Origin of the sequence: Bradyrhizobium sp. RDM12 (genome assembly GCF_051917485.1) — a bacterium.
Lineage (GTDB): Bacteria > Pseudomonadota > Alphaproteobacteria > Rhizobiales > Xanthobacteraceae > Bradyrhizobium.
In genome coordinates, this window is record NZ_CM133064.1 from 6828876 (window position 1) to 6847625 (window position 18750).

Below are 18750 nucleotides of genomic sequence, written 5' to 3' on the forward strand. Positions count from 1 at the left end.
CGAACCCGGAATCCATCGTGCAATAATCTCTGCGGCCCAATGGATTCCGGGCTCGCGACTTCGTCGCGCCCCGGAATGACGAGAGCGGCGTACTTTGCTGCACGCGAGGCATTCCAAGGGGCTTGATGCACCGCGCGGATAATCGGCTAGAGTGTCGGCAGCCGTCACTATTCGAGAGAGCCACGCCTTGACCCCCGAGCTGCACCAGAAACTGACCACGTGGCGCCAGCATCTGCATGCCCACCCCGAACTGTCCCTGCAGGAAAAGGCGACCGCGGCCTTCGTGCAGGAAAAACTCACCGAGCTCGGCATTGCCTTCGAGGCCGGTATCGGCGGGCACGGCGTGGTTGCGACGCTGACGCGCGGGTCGGCGCATGCCCGCGTCGGGTTGCGCGCCGATATGGATGCGCTGCCGATTACCGAGGAAACCGGGCTTGCCTACGCCTCGAAGACGCCCGGCGTGATGCATGCCTGCGGGCACGACGGACACACCGCCTCGCTGCTGGGGGCCGCCGCGCTGCTGGCGGCGGATACCGACTGGAGCGGCACCGTCGACTTCATCTTCCAGCCGGCCGAGGAAGGTTTTGGCGGCTCGCGCGCGATGGTCGCGGCCGGGCTGTTCGAGCGATTCCCGATGCAGCGCGTGTTCGGCTTCCATAACTGGCCGGGCCTCGAGGCCGGCACCATCGCGGTCCATGACGGTGCTGTCATGGCCTCCGGCGGACGCGTCACCATCAGCATCGAGGGCCATGCGGGACACGCGGGCATGCCGCATCTGACCCGCGATCCCGTGATGGCGGCCGGCCATCTGATCGTGGCGCTGCAATCGATCGTGTCGCGCAGCGTCGATCCGCTCGACACCGCCGTGCTCTCGCTGTGCACGATCGAGGGCGGCACCGCGCCCAATCAAATCGCGGGCAAGGTCGTGATCCGCGGCACGCTGCGGCATCATCGCAATGAGGTGAAGGACATCCTCCTGGCGCGGATCCGCGAGATCTGCGCCGGCATCGCCACGAGCTTCGACGTCAAGGTCACGCCTGATATCGTCATGGGCGTCGGCGTGACAATCAACACGCCGGAGGAGGCCGGCTTCGCGCGTGTGGCCGCGGAGAAGGTGCGGGCACAGGTCAGGCGCGATCTCGCGCCGAGCATGGCCGGCGAGGATTTCGCCTTCTATCTCCAGCAGCGCCCCGGCGCGTTCGTCTGGATCGGCAACGGCCCCTTGCGCAACGGCGCCGAGCTGCACGGCCCACGCTACGATTTCAACGACGCGATCCTCCCCGTGGCATCGACATGGATGGCCGAAGTCGCCAAGACGGCGCTGTCGGCGAACTGACGCCGCGAAAGCCGCGCTGGTCGCGATGGCGCGATCCTGGGCGAGCGGGCTCGCGCCGCGCGGCACCACGTCTCCTGTCAGGCTTCGTCGAGCAGCTCGAACAATTGCTCGACCATCTCGAACGGGGCATCGCGCGCATCGCTGTGGTAGACGACGCGATCGCCGTCGCGCTGCAGCGATTTTCCTTTTGATTTCCGCAGCCGTCCCGGCAGGAACGTCGCGGCTACGGCGCTTTGTCCGACGTCGAGGCGGACGATGCCTCGGCGCTTGCACTCCAGCCTCAGCCGCGCGGCCGCAAAGAAGTCGCGCGCGGCTTGCGGCAATGGCCCGAAGCGGCGGGAGGTCTCCTCCTCGAGATCGTCGAGATCGTCCTCGCTGGCGCAGCGCGCGGCGCGGGCATAGAGCTCCAGCCGGACGGGCACGGATTGCACGTAGCTCTCGGGGAGCATGTCCGCGACCGGCAGGTTGAGGTCGGGCACCCACACCACGGACCTGCCGTCATCGACCTTCTCCGAGGCCATTTTCAGAAGATGGCTGTAGAGCACGGGGCCGAAGACCTGGACGTGGCCGGATTGCTGCTCCGAGAACAGATCGCCCGCGCCGCGGAGATCGAGGTCGCGCTCGCTGATGGCAAAACCTGCGCCCGGCCGGCTGAACTCCTCCAGCACGGCGAGCCGCTTTTCGGACTGTCCCGAGGCCGACTCGGTCAGCAAAAATGCGAAAGCGCGGATGCCGCCGCGCCCGATACGTCCGCGCAGCTGGTGCAGCTGCGCCAAGCCGAATTTTTCCGGCCAGCACACCACGATGGTGTTGGCGCGCGGGATATCGAGGCCGCTCTCGACGATGTTGGTCGCGAGCAGGACGTCGGCATTGCCCTCGACGAAGGTCATCATGCGGTCATCGATCTCGTCGGCCGGCAATCTGCCGTGCAGGCAGACGATCTTGAGATCGGGCGCCACCGCCTGCACACGCGCCAGCATCGGCTCCAGATCCTGGATGCGCGGGCAGATCAGGAAGCTTTGCCCGTGACGGCGCTGCTCGCGCAGCAAGGCCGAGGCGATGGCGGCATCCGACAGCGGCGCGATCTTGGTCGCGACCGGAAGCCGGTGCACCGGCGGCGAAGCGATGACACTCAGGTCCCTGAAGCCGGCAAGACCCGCGGCGAGCGTGCGCGGGATCGGCGTGGCGCTCATCCAGAGCGTATGCACATTCCTGGCAAGCCCCGAAAGCTTTGCCTTCTCGGCGGCGCCAAAATGCTGCTCCTCGTCGATGATGACGAGACCGAGGTCATCGAATTTCACGTCCTTCGAGGTGAGCGCCTGCGTGCCGACCACGACCTTCACCCGGCCGCTGCGCAGGCCCTCCCTGGTCTCCCGCGTCTCGGCACCGGAGGTGGCGCGCGAGAGGTTGCCGACCTCGATGTCAAATGGCGCAAACCGCTTGCGGAAGGTCGCAACGTGCTGGCGGGCCAGCACCGTCGTGGGCACCGCGATCGCCACCTGCTTTCCGGACAGCACCACAGCGGCCGCCGCGCGCAGCGCCACCTCGGTTTTGCCGAAGCCGACGTCGCCGCAAATCACCCGGTCCATGGGATGTCCGGACGCGAGATCATCCAGCACGTCGTTGATCGCGTTGGCCTGATCGATCGTCGTGAAATAGGGAAAGCGCGCGACGAATTTTTCGTAGGCCGATCCGGGCGGGACCAGCTTGGCCGCTTTCCGCCGCTTGCGCTGGCTGATGTGCTTGGCGAGCGCCTTGCCGGCGAGCTGGATCTCCTGCTCGGCGGCGGTGCGGCGGGCCCACCATGTGCTGCCATCCGCCTTGTCGAGCGCGAGCTTGCCGCGCTCCGCTGAATAGGGCCACATCTGCGCCAGATCGGACGGCGGCACCAGAACTGCGTCGTCGCCGGCGAAGGACAACCTGACCATCTCGCGCAAGGCGCCGCCGCCGGTGTTCACCGTCTGCAGCCCATCGAGCACGGCAAGGCCGCGTTGAAGATGCAGGACCACCGTGCCCTGTTCCGGCACGTCGGCATGGTCGAACGCCGCGATCCAGCTTCGCGCCATCGGCTGCGGATGATGCGCACGGCTGCCGAGCACGTCACTCGCCGTCAGCACGGCGGCAGGCTTTACCCGGAATGACGAAGCCGGCGTCGAGATCGGCGATCAACGCCACGTCGCCATGACGCGCGCTCCCGGCCTCGTCCCAGTCCGCGACGCGCTCCGCTTTCACGCCGCTCATCCGCTCCATCGCACGCAGATCTTCCTCCTGGGCCGCGACCAGGATCAGGCGCGAGCCGTCGCGCCTGATGTCCTCGACGAAGGCGCGCAGGGCTTTCCTGGCGGATGTCAGCTTGGAGAATTCCGGCGTCGGCTGGAACGGGCGCTGCGCGGCAGCACCTTCATGCCGCGGGTCGCCTGCTTCCACTCGGGGCGTGCCAGATATTCGCGCTCCCTGTCCGCGCGAGCCGCGCCCTCCTCGATCGTGCTCAGCCAGGCATCGGCATGCACCGACACGCCGGCATCCGCGATCCACCTGGCCTTGCCGCAATAGTCGAACAGCGTCGCGCGCTTGGCCCGCGCGCCGGAGATGGCGAGCCGCTCCGACATGGGATCGACGAGAAGCTCCTGGTCTCGAAGATGATCTCGTGCTCTTTCGGATCGAATGCCACGATGCGGCGGATGGCGCGCGCGGAATGCTCGACCCGGAACGGACCCAGCGCGCCTGCGGGAAATATCTCGAAGGTCTGGCCGTGAAACAGCACACCACCCGGATAATCCGGTTCGTCATCGAGATCATAGCCCAGCTCTTCGAGGCGGACGCGAAGCTCGCTCTCGGAGAAATGGCCGCCGACCTTCAAGGCCGTGTTCAGGCGCAACAGGCTCGCCGGCGTCGGCAAGCGCTCCATCACCGCTTCTGCCGTCGAGATGAGAAAGAGCGGCTGTTTGGATTTCGCGAGGCGCCGCAGCACCGAGGCGCGACGGCCGGCAATCTCGCGCGATGGTTCCAGCTGATCGAACGGAAGTGTGTTCAGCCGCGGAAACACCAGCACCTCGCAGGACGGATCGAGCGCGTGAATCACGCTGCCGAGTCGCTCCGCCCTGTTCTCGCTCTCGGCGAGGAACACGAGACCGCTGCGACCGGACTCCTTCCACTGCGCCAGCAGATGCAGCGCCAACATGCCAAGCGGCGACGATGACGCGATCGTGGCGCGCGGCAAGTTCTTGCCTTGCTTCGGTAAAGCCTTGCCTGGCGAGCGTCTGCTTGTCGCGCTGTTCGCCGGGGTGCGCTTCTTTGGCGAACTCTTGACTGACGAGTTCTTCCCGAGCGAACTCTTCTTAAGCGAGCTCTTGTTAGGCGAGCTCTTGGCTGCTGGCCGCAATTTCCTGGAATGACGCACGTTGATCCGTTTCTCGTCGTAGGCAGTCGCTAGTGGCACGCGCAGCCGAGTTCATCCCGATTCGGTCGCGAATGGTCACGCCGAGGGGACGGGGCGTGCGAACGCGCGCCTCCCCTAAAACCTCGCGCGACATGGAAGTCGCCGGCACACGCAAAAGCGCGAGGACAAGCCGGCCTGTCGTCTAGCAGACGCGCCGGCCCATTTCCACTCTTGTGATCACGCGGCGGCTAAATGATGCCGCCCTGTCGAAGCGCCTCGATCGCGGCCTCATCGTAGCCGAGTTCCGCCAGAACGGCATCGGTATGCTCGCCGAGCGTCGGCGGGCGCGACGCGATTTCGCCCGGCGTTTCCGAGAGTCGAATCGCGGCACGGGCAACCGGTGCCCGCTTCGGCAAGCCGGGATAGTCGACGTCCTGCAAAAAGCCGGCGGCGCGGATGTGCGGATGATCAAGCGCCTGCTGCGGGCTCAAAACCGGCCCGGTCGGAATCATCGCCTTGCCGAGGGTATCGACCGCCTCCTGGGTGGTGCGCTCGGCGCACCAGCGCGCCATCCGTTCGCTGATGACGGGGCCGTTGTTGCCGCGGCTGATGTCATCGGCAAAGCGCGGATCGTTCAGCCACTGCTCTTCCTCGCCCATCAGCCTGGCCCAGCGCTTGAACAGCGGATGTCCCGTGACCTGGCACAGCACCCAGCCGTCCCGGGTGCGGTAGATGTCGGCGGGCGCGGCGGTCTGGCCGAGATTGCCGGATGGAACGCGGTTGACGTTGATGACGGCCTGCTCGATCAGCGTCGCGTTGGTGAAAGATAGCGCGGTCGCCAGCAGCGCGCCCTCGACGATCTGACCGCGCCCGGATTTGCCGCGCTCGATCAGTGCCGCGAGCGTCCCGAAGGCGCAATGCAGCGCGGTACCGAAATCGACCCAGTTCACCGCCGCGCGGTAGGGCGGATTGCCCGCGCCGGTCATGTAGACCGAGCCCGACATGACCTGACCTACGCCATCAAAACCGACGCGATCGGACCACGGCCCCGGCCCGCCGAACGCAGTTGCGGTCGTCAGGATGATGTCTGATTTGATCGTCTTCAGCGAGTCGTAGTCGAGCTTCATGGCACGCAAGGTCTGCGGCGGCAGATTGGCGACGACGACGTCAGCGGTCTTGACCAGCCGGCGCATCACCTCCTGGCCCTCGGGCGTCATCGGATCGAGCGTGATGCATTTCTTGTTGCGGTTGACCTGGAGGAACAGCGCGCCCTCGCCGCCTTCGCCGACCGGCGCCACGAAGCGATCCTCGCTGCCATCACGCTTCTCGACGCGAATGACCTCGGCGCCGAACTCGGCCAGCAATGTCGCGCAATACGGCCCCGCGATGTAGCGCCCGAAATCGAGGACGCGCACGCCTTCCAGAACTCCCCATCGACCTCTTCTTTCGCTCGCTGGTTCAGGCAGATTACAGGGAATGCCTGCCACGGCAAGGTGCAGCGCAAACCATGCCTTGTCTCAGGATGGCTGCCAAGATGTGATCATCCAGCCGTTTCGGCTGGCGGAAATTCTGCTCTAGTATAGGCCTGTCGGTCCCTCCAGCCAGAAGCGCACATCCATGCCGCAACAATTCGATCGATCCGCAGAAGATCTCGGCAACGCCATTCATTTCGAGCACGTCAACATCCAGGTCCCGGACCAGCGCCTCGCCACGCTGTTCTACGTCACCGGGCTTGGGTTGACCCGCGACCCCTATCTGATGGTGTCCGACACCAACATGTGGATCAATGCCGGTAGGAGCCAGTTTCATCTGCCGAGCGGCAAGGCGCAGGTGCTGCGCGGCCATACCGGGCTGGTCATCGAGGGCCGCGAGGCGCTGCTGGCGCGATTGGCCTCGGTCGCCAGCAAGCTCCAAGGCACCGCCTTCGCGTATGCCGAGCACAACGATTATGTCGAAGCGACCTGCCCCTGGGGCAACCGCCTGCGCATCCATGAACCCGAAGCGGCGCGCTTCGGGCGCATCACGCTCGGCATCCCCTATGTCGAGTTCGAGGTGCCGGTCGGATCGGCAGAGGCGATCTGCGCTTTCTATCCCGAGATCATGGGCATGCCGGCGAGCTTGCGCAACCGCGGCGGCAAGGTTGCCGCGGTGAAGACCGGCCGCGACCAGCATCTGCTGTTCCGGGAGAACGATCGGCCGCAGCCCGCCTATGACGGCCATCACGTGCAGATGTACATCACCGATTTCTCCGGCCCCTATCGCAAGCTGCTGGCGCGTGACCTGATCTCGCGCGAGGACAACCAGTATCAGTACCGGTTCTGCGACATTGTCGATCTCGACAGCGGCAAGCATCTGTTCACGGTCGAGCACGAGGTGCGCAGCGCGACGCATCCGATGTTCATGCGGCCGATGGTCAATCGCAACCCTGTCGTCAACAACCGCAACTACGCCTACGGCCACGATCAGGCATCGTGGGCGATGGGGCCGGATCAATATGAGGGATAGGACTCCCGCAACATAGCCGCCGACAAAGCGGCTCTGTCTCAACGCGAGCCTCGATCCGTCATACCTGGTCGCCGGTCCTCGCCGGCAGCGCGTCCACGCCGCGCGGCGGTGCGCCCGGCTGTCCTTGCACAGGGGGCGATCTGGGGGCCGTGCGGGCGAGGCCGGCCAGCGCCAGCTTGCGTTTGCGCCGGGCCTGCAATTGCTGATCCGCCAGCACGCCGATCAGAATCACCGTTCCCATCACCGCGAAGTTCAGGGAATTGGGGATGCCCAGGATATTCACGAGGTTCTGCAGCACCTGCAGCAGCGCAGTCCCCAGCACGATGCCGAGAATAGAACCCTCGCCGCCGCGCAGGCTGCAGCCGCCCAGCACTGCAGCAGCGATCGCGTAGAGCTCATAGAAATTGCCGAAGGAGCTCGGAGACACCGAGTTCGTGTAGAACACGAACAACACCGTCGCAACTCCTGCGAGTCCACCACTGATGATATAGGCGGTTGCGATCACGAGATTCGTGTTGATGCCGGAGAAGCGCGCCGCCTCCTCGTTCTTGCCGACGGCATAAAGCCAGCGTCCATAGACCGAGCGGTGCAGCACCACGCCGAGGACGAGCGCAAGGACGATCAGGAGGATGAAGGTGTTCGGGATGCCCGCCACGTGGCCGGAGGCAATGTTGCTCAGTGTCGCTGCCTCGTCGCCGTAGCCGAAGCCGCGTGTCGAATCGGTCGTGTAGTAGCGGGCGGCGCCGCGATAGATCAGCAACCCGCACAGCGTCACGATGAAGGGCTGCATTTTCAGCCGCGTGATCAGGACCCCCTGAATCGCCCCCAGCACCAGTCCGCCCAGCAACACAGCCAGCAGCGCCAAGGGCCAGGGAACCTGGTAGGTCGTCAGAAGATCGACGAAGACGACGCCGAGCAGCGCGAACATCGAGCCGAGCGACAGGTCGATGCCGCCGGTGATGATCACGAGCCCTTCGCCAAGCGCAAACACGCCGAACAGGCCGATCAGATTGGCCAGGTTCAGCAGGTTCACCACCGACAGGAAGGCTGGATTGATCATGCCCGTGATGACGGAAATCACCACGAGCAGCAGGCCGAGGCCAAGTTCTTTCTTGTTCATTGCGCAGCGGCTTCCACGGTTTCCAGCGCCTGGCCTATTGCAAGCCGCAGCACGTTGTATTCGCTGAATTGCGGGCGCTCCAGCACGCCGCTCACTCTTCCCTCATGCATCACCGCGACCCGGTCGGAAACGCCGATGACCTCCTCCATGTCCGAGGAGATCATCACGATCGCGACGCCCTGGTCGGCGAGCTCGCGCATCAGCGCGTAAATCTCGCTCTTGGCACCGACATCGATGCCGCGGGTCGGCTCGTCGAAGAACATGACGCGCGGCTGCATGGAGAGCCATTTGCCCAGCACGACCTTCTGCTGGTTCCCGCCGGAGAGGGTCACGGCCTCCATATCCACGCTCGGCACCTTGATCGAGAGCCGCCTGACCTGCTCCTTCGCGACATTGCGCTCGGACGAGCCGTTGATCAGCCACATCCGCGCATAATTCAGCAGGCTCGCCAGCGTCACGTTCTCGCAGATCGGCAGCTCCAGCACGAGCCCGGTTTTCTTGCGGTCCTCCGGCACCAGATAGATGCCTTGCCTGATCGCGTCCCGGGGCGATGCGACATCGACCGGCGCGTTGTCGATCCTGATCTCGCCACTCAGCACCGGATCGATGCCGAAGGCCGCGCGGGCAAGCGAGGTCCGACCAGCGCCCACCAGCCCTGCCAGTCCGAGAATCTCGCCGTGCCGCACGGAAAGATCGATCTGCCGGTCGGGGAAAGCCGACGTCACGAGGCCGACGATGTCGCAGCCCCCCGGCTGCGGCGGCCGTTTCGGCGGCGTATGCAGCGTTTTCAGGTCGCGGCCGATCATCAGCCGGATCATTGCGGCATGGCTGAGCTGGTCTCGCGCCAGCTCTCCCACCGTGCGCCCGTCGCGCAGCACCACGACGCGGTCGGCGCAGGTCATGATCTCGCCGAGCCGGTGGGAGATATAGATTACTGCGATGCCGTGCGCCTTCAGGTCGGCAATCACCTCCAGCAGCCGCTCGGTCTCCGAAAGCGTCAGGCTCGAGGTCGGCTCGTCCATGATGATCACGCGGGCATCGATCGAGAGCGCCTTGGCGATCTCTACCATCTGACGTTCGGCGATCGACAAATTGTCGACCAGCGTGTCAGGGCTGAAATCGGCGCCCAGCCGCTGCAGCAGCGGCGTCACGCGGGCGCGCATCTCCGCGGTGTCCACCAGCTTCAACGGGCCGCCGATGAGCTTCTCGCGTCCGATGAAGACGTTCGCGGCGACGTCGAGATTCTCGAACAGGTTCAGTTCCTGATGCACGAAGGCGATGCCGGCCTGCGTCGCCTCGCTCACCGTCAATTGGGCATGGTCAGTGCCGCCGATGCGGATCACGCCCGCGCTCGGCTCAGTCACGCCGCCCAGCACGCGCATTAACGTCGACTTGCCGGCGCCGTTCTCGCCGATCAGGCCCAACACCTCGCCGTGGTGCACGCGCAGGCTGACATCGTTGAGGGCCATGACGCCGGGATAGGACTTGCTGATCCCGGCGAGTTCGAACAGGACTTCCGCCATTCACTTCCTCCTGCTCGACACCCGACGGCCATGTTCGCTGGTCATGGTCGCCGGGCGCCGAAAGGCACTCAAAGTCACTTCTTCAGCAGATCCTTCATTTTAGCGGTGAACTCCGCGACGTTGGTCTTGCTGATCACCTGGGTTGGCACGATCAGCTTGCTGTCGGCTGGAATCCAGGACTTGTCGCCGTTCAGAGTCTTGATGATGTTGGTGGCGGAGAGATAGCCGAATTCGAACGGCTGCTGCACCACCGTCGACTCGATCGTGCCGTCGGAAATTCCGCGCAGCGTGCGTTGATCTTCGTCGAAGCCGACGATCTTCACCTTGCCGGCCTTGCCCGCCGCCTTGACCGCATCATAGATCAGCGGTGTCTCGTAGCTCCAAAGGCCGGACAGCAGTGCAATGTCGGGATATTTGACCAGCACGTTCTCCATGTTCGCCTTGGCCTTGGCGGAGTCCACCTGGTCGGTGAACACGTCGACCAGCTCGATCTTGGTGCCGGCGATCGCCTCCTTGATACCCTGCACCCGCTCACGGGCGTTGTCCGCGTCCATCGTGCCGACGAACAGCGCAATCTTGCCGCCGTTCGGCAACGCCTTCTTGAACTCCTCGCCTGCTTGCCGCCCGGCCGCGACGTTGTCGGTGCCGATATAGGCGAGACGCTTGCTCTGCGGCGCATCGCTGTCGGTCGTGATCAAGATGGTCTGGGATGCGACCTTGTTGAGCTCTTCGGTTGCGTGCGGCGCATCGTCGACCGAGATGGAGATGCCGGCGACGCCGCGCACCAGCAGGTCGTCCAGCTCGCGCCGCTGGCCCGCCGCGGTGGCATCGTTGGTGACGATCAACTGGATATCGTATTCCGGGTGCTCTTTCTGAGCCTTCTCGAGCCCACGGCCGGCGATGGTCCAGAAATCGGCCGCGGCATTGGTCACCAGCGCGATGGTCTTCTTCTGCTGGGCCTGTGCCGCACCCGTAGTAAGCGCGAACGCAGCGGCGGTCGCGAGCAACGGCACTAGTAATGTCTTCACTGATCGATTCATGTGGTCCTCCCTTTGGTCACCCCAGATGCGGGGCTTTACAGCGCTTTTGCGCTCTATTTTATTCACGCAGCGAAGAAATGTTGCAGGCAGAACATCAAAATCAAGATGCACTGGCTGCTTCTTCAAGCGGAAATAGTACATGAGGCATGATATTAGTAAATATGGCTCGCTACCACGCACCCCCGCGCTGTGCTTCTCCAAACACACAGCAGCAAAGGCTCTTATTAAATTCATGCCCTGAATTAAATAGGACAGCATGACTGACCAGATTGAGGCGCCGAGACGAATTCCAGGCATCGCCCGTGGCTCGAACCGGGGCCGCCTGGTCGACGTTCTGCGACGCCTAGGACCGCTGCCGCGTGTGGAGCTAGCCCGGAGCACGGGATTGAGCTTCCCGGCGGTCTCCGGCCTGACCTCCCGGCTGATCGCAGAAGAGTTGCTGTGCGAGACCGAGACAGCGGCACCCCCTTGGTCCGACGACCCCGACGAAGAGGATCCCGATGGGCTGAATGGACGCCGCCGTGGCCGCCCGGCCATGCTGCTGACCCTCAACCCGGAGTTCGGCCGCATCATCGCGGTTTCGCTGCGCATGAATCTGATCGAGACATTGATTGCGGATTTCAGCGGCTTCAGCTTGGCACAATCACGACTTGAAATCGCAACCCGGGCTCTCGATGCGGGCGCGTTGTGCGACCTCGTGATCAGGCAAATCAATGCGATGCTGGAGGCGACGGCCACACCGCGCCATCGGCTGTTGGGAATAGGGATTGCCCTTCAGGGTATCGTGGACGCGGACACTGGCCGGCATCTGTGGAGCCCGGTGTTGTCCGTCACCGACATCGATCTGGCGAAGCCGGTCCGCGAGGCATTCGGCACCGAGGTCGTGATGGCGAATGATGCTGTCGCGGTTGCGCTCGCCCTCGCCGCCGCGGAGCCGTCACTGGCGCAGGGCCTCATGGCCACCATCCTGATCGGTCACGGCGTCGGCATGGGCATAGTGGTCGACGGTGAAGCGCGTCTGGGCGCCGGCGCCGGCAGCGAGATCGGCCACACCAAGTTAGGATCGAACGGGCCGCAATGCCGCTGCGGCCAGCGCGGCTGCATCGAAGCCCATCTCGCCGACTATGCGCTCTACCGCGACGCCCGCACCTTTCTCGACTTGCCGCCGGCGGCGTCGCAGCAGCCCTCCGAGGCGCAGATGACCCTCCTGCGCGAGCGGGCACGCAGCGGTGATCCCCGTCTCGAGCACGTATTCCAGCAGGCAGGTCGCGCACTTGCCGAGGCGGTCGCGGCAACGATATCCGTGCTGCGTCCGCACCATGTCGTTCTGGCAGGGCCAGGCCTGCAGGCATTCGACATGATGCGCGCCGCCTATGAGGAGCGGCTCGAGCAAGCGGTATTGCCATGGCTGCTCAAGTCCACGACGATCCATCTGCGTCCAAGCGAGTCCGCGGCCATTGTCGACGGCATGATGCGACGAACACTGCGGGACGTGGACCGAAACCACATGGACGCGACAGAATAGGCAACGGCCCCCTCCGCCGACATGAAGCCGAGCCGGCGAATCCGGGGACGAGTTGCGCGATCCAGAACGCCATCGCGTCCCCCGAGCGTTCCCGCCGAACGTCCGCCAACTTGCGATCATCTCGCGATTCTCGCGGCCCGACTGTATCATCCGCGCATGAGCGAATCCGGCACCGTGGAAAGCGACGCAAGGCGCGTTCGCAAGATCATCCATATCGACATGGATGCCTTCTACGCGTCGGTGGAACAGCGCGACAATCCGCAACTGCGCGGCAAGCCTGTCGCTGTCGGTGGTTCGGCCGAGCGCGGCGTTGTCGCCGCGGCGAGCTATGAGGCGCGCAAATTCGGCGTTCGGTCCGCGATGCCGTCGGTGACCGCGAAGCGGCAATGTCCCGACTTGATCTTCGTGAAGCCGCGCTTCGAGGTCTACAAGGCGATCAGCCGCCAGATCCGCGAGATTTTTGCCGAGCACACGGAGATCATCGAGCCCTTGTCCCTCGACGAGGCCTATCTCGACGTGACGGAGAACCTGCAAGGCATCCCGCTCGCGCGCGACATCGCGCTACGGATCCGCGAAAAGATCAAGGCCGAGACCGGCCTCAACGCGTCGGCGGGCATTTCCTACAACAAGTTCCTGGCCAAGCTCGCCTCCGATCACCGCAAGCCCAACGGCCAGTTCGTGATCTCCCCCGAGATGGGACCCGCCTTCGTGGAGATGCTGCCCGTCGGCAAGTTTCACGGGATCGGGCCGGCAACAGGCGCGAAGATGAATGCACTCGGCCTGTTCACCGGTCTCGACATCCGCAACCAGACGCTCGAGTTCATGAATGCGAACTTCGGCAAGTCGGGTGCCTATTACTACTGGATCTCGCGCGGCGTCGACGAACGGCCGGTCCGGGCCAACCGGATCCGCAAATCCATCGGTGCGGAAACCACGTTCTCGACCGACCTTGCCGAACTCGACGCGCTGATCGCCGAGCTTCGCCCCCTCGTCGACAAGGTCTGGCGCCATTGCGAGACGACCGGCAGCCGGGGCCGCACCGTCACCTTGAAGATCAAGTTTGCCGACTTCGAGATCATCACACGCAGCCGGTCGCTGCTCGCGCCGGTCGCAGGCCGGGACGAATTGGAGCGCCTCGCCTGCGGGCTGCTCGAAGTCGAGATGCCGCTGCCCAAACGCGTCCGGCTCCTGGGTGTATCGCTCTCTTCCCTTCAGCCCGGAGACGATGCGGAGCCGCAGCTGACCTTCGGAATCTGAGACAGAGCCGCCGGCGCGATGCGGCAAGCAAGACCCTCCAGTCATTTTCTCGCCGGCCGGGATCAGGCCGCAATCTCTTCCGCCCCGCTTCCGCCCGCATCGCGCTTTGCATTGATCAAATTGAGAAGGCGTGCGGCCGCGCGGGCGTCGCTGAGAGCGCGGTGGTGGTCTTTCAGTTCGATATTGTAGGCACGGGTGAGCTTGCCAAGCCCGTAAGACTTGTGACCGGGGTAATGCCGGCGCATGCCCGAGCAGGTGCAGAGCTTCGGAAAGCGGAAGCGGCGTTCGAGGCGGCCATATTCCGCGGCGATGAAGCCATAATCGAAGTTGACGTTGTGGGCGACGAAAACGCCGTCGCCCATGAACTGCATGAAACTGTCCGCGATGTCCACGAACAAGGGCGCGCTCCGCACCATCTCGTTGGTGATGCCGGTCAACGCGACGATCTTGGCCGGAATCGACCGCTGCGGATTGAGCAGTGAATGCCACTCCGCCACGATCTGATGATTGCGGATCTTGACGGCCCCGATCTCGGTGATGCGATCCCCGCCGGTCCAGCCGCCCGTGGTCTCGGTGTCGACGACGACATAGTCCTGGTCCGGATCGAAACGAAAATGGGCGCGGCCGATCTCCGCGGCAATGCCGACGTTGCCGAGCTGGCGAAGCCGCGTCAGCTGGTTGCGCCTGATGACGTCGCCCTCGGCCTTCACTTCCATGAACGAGACGATGCCGTCCGCCACGAGCATGAGATCGGGGAAACCGTCGCGCATCGCCCGATAGTCCTCGCACATCAGGCGAAGGATCATGGCGAGGCCGGCAGCACTCGCGCCAGCAAGGAGAGCGCGAAGCGCATCCATATCGATATGGTCCCAGGCGAACACACCGTTCGGTTTTCCCCATTTCGTCGCGACGATCCGCAGGATCCGGGGAGCACGGATTTCGACGCGACGGCCTCCAGCTTCATGTCGATCTCAGGAGCGAACAATCGCGCAAAGGTTCTGTCCTTCAGGCAATGCGGCATCCAATCAAAGCCGCTGTGCAGCTGTCCGGATCGAACAGCTCGTCCCAGAACAGCAATCCGAACAGGCAGCGCCAAAGCGTATTTTCAGCGTAGAAGACCTCAAGGCCCTGCCGGCGCAACACGCCCGCGATCCCGGCCTCAGGACTGCCGCGCCAATTGTCGTCAACCAGGAGCGTCCGGCCCGCCCGCAGCAGCTCGGTGCATAGTCCCGTCCGGCGCCGATCGAACTTCCGGGCATAGAAATCGCTCGCGAAGACGAATTCGTCATCACTGGCGGGATCGTCGATCATCCGACGCAGCAGTTCCTCGGCGGCATCCTTGTCGCCCTCCGCGTAGAGCAGACGGGCGAACCGCTCGTGACATTCGGCCGAGCAGCCGGCGCGGTAGAGCTGGATCGCCAGCTCGGCCTCCCCCTTCTTCTCAAAGTGCAGACCCGCCCTGTGTGCCGCGCGGCTCCGCAGATCGACAGCGTAGTCCGTTGGGCAGGCAGGACCGCCGAGAATGCCGGCGACGGAATTGCGATACATCTCGTCGGATTTGGTCTCGATGCGGCGCAGCAGGCGGGCGTAGTGAAAGCAGGCCCACGCCTCATCCGCGTCGGCAAACCGGGCGCTGAAATCCGCCTGGTCGTTCGTCCGCAAGATGCCGAGGTCGCGCAGCGCGAAATTCTTGAGGTTGTCCTCCGTCTTGCCGAAATAGAGATAAAGCAGAAACTCCAGCGGCTCGGTGTCACCGAGCGCGATGAAGGCCTCACCCCGCAGTGCTGGAATGCCGTGGCGAACGACAGATTGGCGAGACAATACTCCGTCAGCTTGCGCTTGGGCCATGAGGTCCTGATATCGCTCATGCCGGCGGCCTTTGCGCCATCGAACAGCACCGGCTTTGCGAGGCTCGCCACGAACGCAGCGTAATCCTGTTCGATAAGACCCCGGACATACCCGGCGGCAGCAAGCTCCCCCAGCGCGCCGAAAAGGTCGCCGATCTCCGTGTACTTGAACGTGGAGGGATTGAAGACCGTGCCGTTCCGGTTGACCATCCGGATGAACAGGCACTGGGCGTCTCTTGATAGCGACGAGAAGCGAGCGATGAACGCGTGATGTCCCTTCGTCAGCACCGGACCGTAGGTCTCGCAAACGAAGCTCAGCATCTCCGTGAAATGGTCGTGATAGTAATAAACCGGCAGGACAGGCAGCGTCATCCGTGCTTCGCCCTCGGCGCGGCGTCGTGGGATCCTGCTCTGGAATTCGCGCGGGTGGCGGCAACACCACCCGCCCCTGGGTGATGGACGGCCATGTTCGACTTCTGTTCTTTTCGTCCGCCAGTGTCAAGAGCGCCTCGGCTCTCCTGAGCCGCAAGGAACCAACCGCCTCCGAAGGAGGTTCGGAGTTGATGAACGCGCAAATCAACATTTTTGAGAAGCCGATCGAACGGATCAAGAAGACCTGCGACCTGATGGGTCTTGGTGCGGATTTCGAGCAAAGACTGCCGGAACTGGAGACTTACCTGGAAAGCCTCGTCGCGGATGGCGAGACCAGTGAGGACCGGCTAACCGTCAACGGCCTGGCTTTTCTCAAGGGCGACACGAGATAGCCCGTCAGGAAATCTCATCCGGAAGCTTCCATTCGGGCTTTGTCTCACATGGTTCGACCTTGAGCTGAGCTCTGTATTGTCTTGCCGCGTCCAGGAGAGCCTTCCTGACGTCATCATCGGCCGTCTGGGCCGCGAGAGCCTCGGCTCGATCGGCTTCGTGCTCCAGAGATTCCCGATTCACGGCTCGACCCGCTTGACGTGGTAGCCGTCCGGAAGGATCTGGCCGCCCTCCTCGTCAGCCACCGGAACGTCGGTGACGAGCCCTTCTATGAGCGCAGCCTCCCACACTTCCTTTTCGGTTGGAAATGCACTCCCGATTTGTCTGTCGCGTTCGAACAATGCGTACATCGGAACTCCACATGCAGCATTCCTTTCGTCATTTCGCCATCCTGACCGAGCGACCATTCGTTCCGGGGTTCTCCCCGGGGTTTCCTTTCTCCGACTAACCGGCGCCATTAACTGACGTTCCAAGGAGGATCCCAAGCTCCCCGCCCGTCTTTCGGAACGAGGGGTAATGGACACCGTTGATCGTCCAGTCATGGCGAGAAGAACGGCTGAGAGATGACCAGGATACGAAAAATCAGGTTTCACCGTTTCGGTGACAACGAGGTGCTTCGGCTCGACGAGGTGGAGCAGTCGGGGCCGGACGCTCGCCAAATTCTGGTGGCTGTCCGCGCGGCAAGCGTGAACCCGGTCGACTTCAAAATCCGCTCCGGCAAATATCCCTCCGTGAAAGATGACCGGCTGCCTTATACCCCCGGCCGCGACGTCTCCGGCATCGTTCTGCAATGTGGGGCCCAGGTCGATCGCGTGCGTGTCGGCGATGAGGTGATCGGCATGGTCCCGGTCTGGGGCGGAGGCTATGCCGAGCAGGTCGTCCTCGAGGAGCGCGCCGTCGCCGTCAAACCCGCTGGCGTCGATCATATCCATGCGGCTGCAATACCGCTGGCCGGACAGACAGCGCATCAGGGCCTGTTTCGATACGGGCAGTTGCGAGCCGGAGAATCCGTCCTGATTCACGGCGGGTCCGGCGGCGTCGGCCATTTTGCCGTTCAATTTGCCAAAGCAAGCGGGGCGCGTGTCCTGACCACGGTGTCGACAGAACATGTCGCTTTTGCCCGCTCGCTCGGGGCAGATGTCGTGATCGACTACAAGACTCAACGCTTTGAAGAAGCTGCTTCCAACGTCGACCTGGTTTTCGACTTGATCGATGGAGAGACGCGCGAGCGGTCCTGGGCCGTGCTGAAGCAAGGCGGACGGCTGATCTCCACCCTGACGGCACCGTCACAGGACAAGGCGCACGCCGCGGGCGTGAAGGCGATGCGATATACGGTCGAGCCCGATGGAGACGAACTGTCCGGGATCGGCGCGCTGATCGCCGCCCGAAAAGTCCGCCCGCACGTCGAGAAGCGCTTTCCGCTCGAGCAAGCGATGGCGGCGCTTGCATCGGTCGAGCGCGGGCACTCGGCGGGAAAGGTCGTGCTTGCGGTGTCCTGAGTTGAGTTGAAATTCCACATGGCACGCGTTCATATCGGCACGTCGGGCTGGCACTACGCATCTTGGCGGGGCCATTCTTTCCCAAAGATCTTCCGATCAAGCAGCAGCTTTGCTATTACGCCAGCCAGTTCGATACGACCGAGCTCAATGGCGTGTTTTATCGGACACCGACGCCGGAGGCCGTAAAAAGGCTGGCGCGAGCAGACCGGCAAGGATTTTGTCTTTGCGTGGAAGGCTTCAAAGTTCATCACGCACTGGAAGCGATTGTCGGATCGGTCGGTCAACAGTATCGAGCTGCTTGAAGAGCGCCGTTCGCTGTTGGGACAGAAAGCCGGCCCCATCCTCTTCCAGCTTCCACCGCAATTCGAGGCCGATGCAGATCGGCTCGCCTCCTTTCTTGAACTTCTATCGCGCAAACGACGTTACAGCTTCGAGTTCCGGCATCCCAGCTGGTATCATCCAGGCATTCTGAAAATATTGCGGAGAGCAAACATCTCGCTTTGTCTTTCCGATCATCACGACGCCCCGGCGCCCTGGAAGCGAACCGCCGATTTCGTCTACATTCGAGGCCACGGACCGAGCGGCCGCTATCACGGCCGTTACCCCCCGGCGGTTCTGGAAGAATGGACCAGACGCATCAGATCCTGGAAGCGGCAGGGATGTGACGTCTACGTCTATTTCGACAACGACCAGAAAAGCGCGGCGCCGGCCGATGCCAAGCGGCTGAAGGAACTGCTTTAGGCATTTCCGGCTGACATTCGACGCATCACGGACCGCCGGCCACGGACCCTGCGATGACCATGACGAGCTCCGACAACTCGATCTTGCCGTTGACGACCAACTCGTCCGAACCTTCCACGCTGAGAGTCTGAGGGCTGTTTGCGGCCTGACGCTTCAGCTCACCGATGATTGCTTGCTTGAGCTTCTCTTCAAGCATCGTTTGCTCCTTTAGCCGCC

15 protein-coding genes and 3 pseudogenes are annotated in these 18750 nt (G+C 63.6%); 8 read left to right on the plus strand and 10 right to left on the minus strand.

Going from position 1 to position 18750, the window contains the following annotated elements:
• Window positions 1-187 precede the first annotated feature (187 nt).
• A complete protein-coding gene (locus ACTGJ9_RS33310; protein WP_456674500.1) occupies window positions 188-1336 on the plus strand; it encodes an amidohydrolase in 1149 nt (382 codons plus the stop codon).
• Window positions 1337-1413: 77 nt separating this feature from the next.
• Here the strand turns inward: ACTGJ9_RS33310 and ACTGJ9_RS33315 are convergent.
• Window positions 1414-4517 (minus strand): annotated as a pseudogene (locus ACTGJ9_RS33315) (DEAD/DEAH box helicase).
• Between ACTGJ9_RS33315 and ACTGJ9_RS33320 the strand changes: the two are divergent.
• Window positions 4516-4731, plus strand: coding sequence for a hypothetical protein (locus tag ACTGJ9_RS33320; RefSeq protein WP_456674501.1), 216 nt, complete (start codon window positions 4516-4518; stop codon window positions 4729-4731). The pseudogene ACTGJ9_RS33315 and the gene ACTGJ9_RS33320 overlap by 2 nt on opposite strands.
• A gap of 232 nt (window positions 4732-4963) precedes the next feature.
• Here ACTGJ9_RS33320 and ACTGJ9_RS33325 read toward each other — a convergent pair whose 3' ends face one another.
• Window positions 4964-6139, minus strand: a complete 1176-nt coding sequence (locus ACTGJ9_RS33325; protein WP_456678708.1) for a CaiB/BaiF CoA transferase family protein — start codon at window positions 6137-6139, stop codon at window positions 4964-4966.
• A gap of 193 nt (window positions 6140-6332) precedes the next feature.
• Here ACTGJ9_RS33325 and ACTGJ9_RS33330 point away from each other — a divergent pair, with 193 nt between their 5' ends.
• Window positions 6333-7220 carry a hypothetical protein gene (locus tag ACTGJ9_RS33330; protein WP_456674502.1) on the plus strand — a complete coding sequence of 296 codons (888 nt, stop codon included), beginning with the start codon at window positions 6333-6335 and terminating at the stop codon, window positions 7218-7220.
• Window positions 7221-7278: 58 nt separating this feature from the next.
• Here the strand turns inward: ACTGJ9_RS33330 and ACTGJ9_RS33335 are convergent, their stop codons facing one another.
• The 3 genes from ACTGJ9_RS33335 to ACTGJ9_RS33345 all read right to left on the minus strand — a co-directional run bounded on the left by ACTGJ9_RS33335 (window position 7279) and on the right by ACTGJ9_RS33345 (window position 10903).
• Window positions 7279-8340, minus strand: coding sequence for an ABC transporter permease (locus ACTGJ9_RS33335; RefSeq protein WP_456674503.1), 1062 nt, complete (start codon window positions 8338-8340; stop codon window positions 7279-7281).
• Window positions 8337-9863 (minus strand): sugar ABC transporter ATP-binding protein, encoded by a 1527-nt coding sequence (locus tag ACTGJ9_RS33340; protein WP_456674504.1) that lies wholly within the window; start codon window positions 9861-9863, stop codon window positions 8337-8339. Before ACTGJ9_RS33340 ends, ACTGJ9_RS33335 begins: the two co-directional genes overlap by 4 nt.
• Window positions 9864-9937: 74 nt before the next feature.
• Window positions 9938-10903: a sugar-binding protein gene (locus tag ACTGJ9_RS33345; RefSeq protein WP_456678709.1), complete on the minus strand. Its 966-nt coding sequence runs from the start codon at window positions 10901-10903 to the stop codon at window positions 9938-9940.
• A gap of 256 nt (window positions 10904-11159) precedes the next feature.
• Here ACTGJ9_RS33345 and ACTGJ9_RS33350 point away from each other — a divergent pair, with 256 nt between their 5' ends.
• Together ACTGJ9_RS33350 and dinB are read left to right on the plus strand one after the other, a co-directional pair.
• Entirely contained in the window at window positions 11160-12428 is a 1269-nt protein-coding gene (locus ACTGJ9_RS33350; RefSeq protein ID WP_456674505.1) for an ROK family protein, read from the plus strand.
• Between the two features lie 156 nt (window positions 12429-12584).
• A complete protein-coding gene (gene dinB / locus ACTGJ9_RS33355) occupies window positions 12585-13685 on the plus strand; it encodes a DNA polymerase IV (protein ID WP_456674506.1) in 1101 nt (366 codons plus the stop codon).
• Between the two features lie 62 nt (window positions 13686-13747).
• Here the strand turns inward: dinB and ACTGJ9_RS33360 are convergent, their stop codons facing one another.
• The 3 genes and pseudogenes from ACTGJ9_RS33360 to ACTGJ9_RS33370 all read right to left on the minus strand — a co-directional run.
• Window positions 13748-14623, minus strand: coding sequence for an exonuclease domain-containing protein (locus tag ACTGJ9_RS33360; RefSeq protein ID WP_456678710.1), 876 nt, complete (start codon window positions 14621-14623; stop codon window positions 13748-13750).
• Between the two features lie 67 nt (window positions 14624-14690).
• Window positions 14691-15506: a hypothetical protein gene (locus ACTGJ9_RS33365; protein WP_456678782.1), complete on the minus strand. Its 816-nt coding sequence runs from the start codon at window positions 15504-15506 to the stop codon at window positions 14691-14693.
• Window positions 15507-15646: 140 nt separating this feature from the next.
• Window positions 15647-15904: pseudogene (locus ACTGJ9_RS33370) on the minus strand (exonuclease); the annotation flags it as partial.
• Window positions 15905-16095: 191 nt separating this feature from the next.
• Here ACTGJ9_RS33370 and ACTGJ9_RS33375 point away from each other — a divergent pair.
• Window positions 16096-16296, plus strand: a complete 201-nt coding sequence (locus tag ACTGJ9_RS33375; protein WP_456674507.1) for a hypothetical protein — start codon at window positions 16096-16098, stop codon at window positions 16294-16296.
• Window positions 16297-16473: 177 nt separating this feature from the next.
• On the opposite strand, the gene ACTGJ9_RS33380 is transcribed toward ACTGJ9_RS33375, so the two are convergent.
• On the minus strand, window positions 16474-16644 hold the full coding sequence (locus ACTGJ9_RS33380) for a hypothetical protein (RefSeq protein WP_456674508.1): 171 nt from the start codon (window positions 16642-16644) through the stop codon (window positions 16474-16476).
• A 213-nt stretch (window positions 16645-16857) separates the two neighbouring features.
• Between ACTGJ9_RS33380 and ACTGJ9_RS33385 the strand changes: the two genes are divergently transcribed.
• Together ACTGJ9_RS33385 and ACTGJ9_RS33390 are read left to right on the plus strand one after the other, a co-directional pair.
• Entirely contained in the window at window positions 16858-17793 is a 936-nt protein-coding gene (locus ACTGJ9_RS33385; protein WP_456674509.1) for an NADP-dependent oxidoreductase, read from the plus strand.
• Window positions 17794-17811: 18 nt separating this feature from the next.
• Window positions 17812-18534, plus strand: a pseudogene (locus tag ACTGJ9_RS33390) (DUF72 domain-containing protein).
• Window positions 18535-18559: 25 nt separating this feature from the next.
• On the opposite strand, the gene ACTGJ9_RS33395 reads toward ACTGJ9_RS33390, so the two are convergent.
• Window positions 18560-18730 carry a hypothetical protein gene (locus ACTGJ9_RS33395; RefSeq protein WP_456674510.1) on the minus strand — a complete coding sequence of 57 codons (171 nt, stop codon included), beginning with the start codon at window positions 18728-18730 and terminating at the stop codon, window positions 18560-18562.
• Between the last annotated feature and the right edge of the window lie 20 nt (window positions 18731-18750).

Excerpts from the sequence above, each read along its gene's own strand:
- ACTGJ9_RS33320 (WP_456674501.1), top strand. The coding sequence starts at position 4,516 with ATGCCAAGCGGCGACGATGACGCGATCGTGGCGCGCGGCAAGTTCTTG.
- ACTGJ9_RS33330 (WP_456674502.1), top strand. The coding sequence starts at position 6,333 with ATGCCGCAACAATTCGATCGATCCGCAGAAGATCTCGGCAACGCCATT.
- ACTGJ9_RS33335 (WP_456674503.1), bottom strand. The coding sequence starts at position 8,340 with ATGAACAAGAAAGAACTTGGCCTCGGCCTGCTGCTCGTGGTGATTTCC.
- ACTGJ9_RS33340 (WP_456674504.1), bottom strand. The coding sequence starts at position 9,863 with ATGGCGGAAGTCCTGTTCGAACTCGCCGGGATCAGCAAGTCCTATCCC.
- ACTGJ9_RS33345 (WP_456678709.1), bottom strand. The coding sequence starts at position 10,903 with ATGAATCGATCAGTGAAGACATTACTAGTGCCGTTGCTCGCGACCGCC.
- ACTGJ9_RS33350 (WP_456674505.1), top strand. The coding sequence starts at position 11,160 with ATGACTGACCAGATTGAGGCGCCGAGACGAATTCCAGGCATCGCCCGT.
- dinB (WP_456674506.1), top strand. The coding sequence starts at position 12,585 with ATGAGCGAATCCGGCACCGTGGAAAGCGACGCAAGGCGCGTTCGCAAG.
- ACTGJ9_RS33375 (WP_456674507.1), top strand. The coding sequence starts at position 16,096 with ATGAACGCGCAAATCAACATTTTTGAGAAGCCGATCGAACGGATCAAG.
- ACTGJ9_RS33380 (WP_456674508.1), bottom strand. The coding sequence starts at position 16,644 with ATGTACGCATTGTTCGAACGCGACAGACAAATCGGGAGTGCATTTCCA.
- ACTGJ9_RS33385 (WP_456674509.1), top strand. The coding sequence starts at position 16,858 with ATGACCAGGATACGAAAAATCAGGTTTCACCGTTTCGGTGACAACGAG.
- ACTGJ9_RS33395 (WP_456674510.1), bottom strand. The coding sequence starts at position 18,730 with ATGCTTGAAGAGAAGCTCAAGCAAGCAATCATCGGTGAGCTGAAGCGT.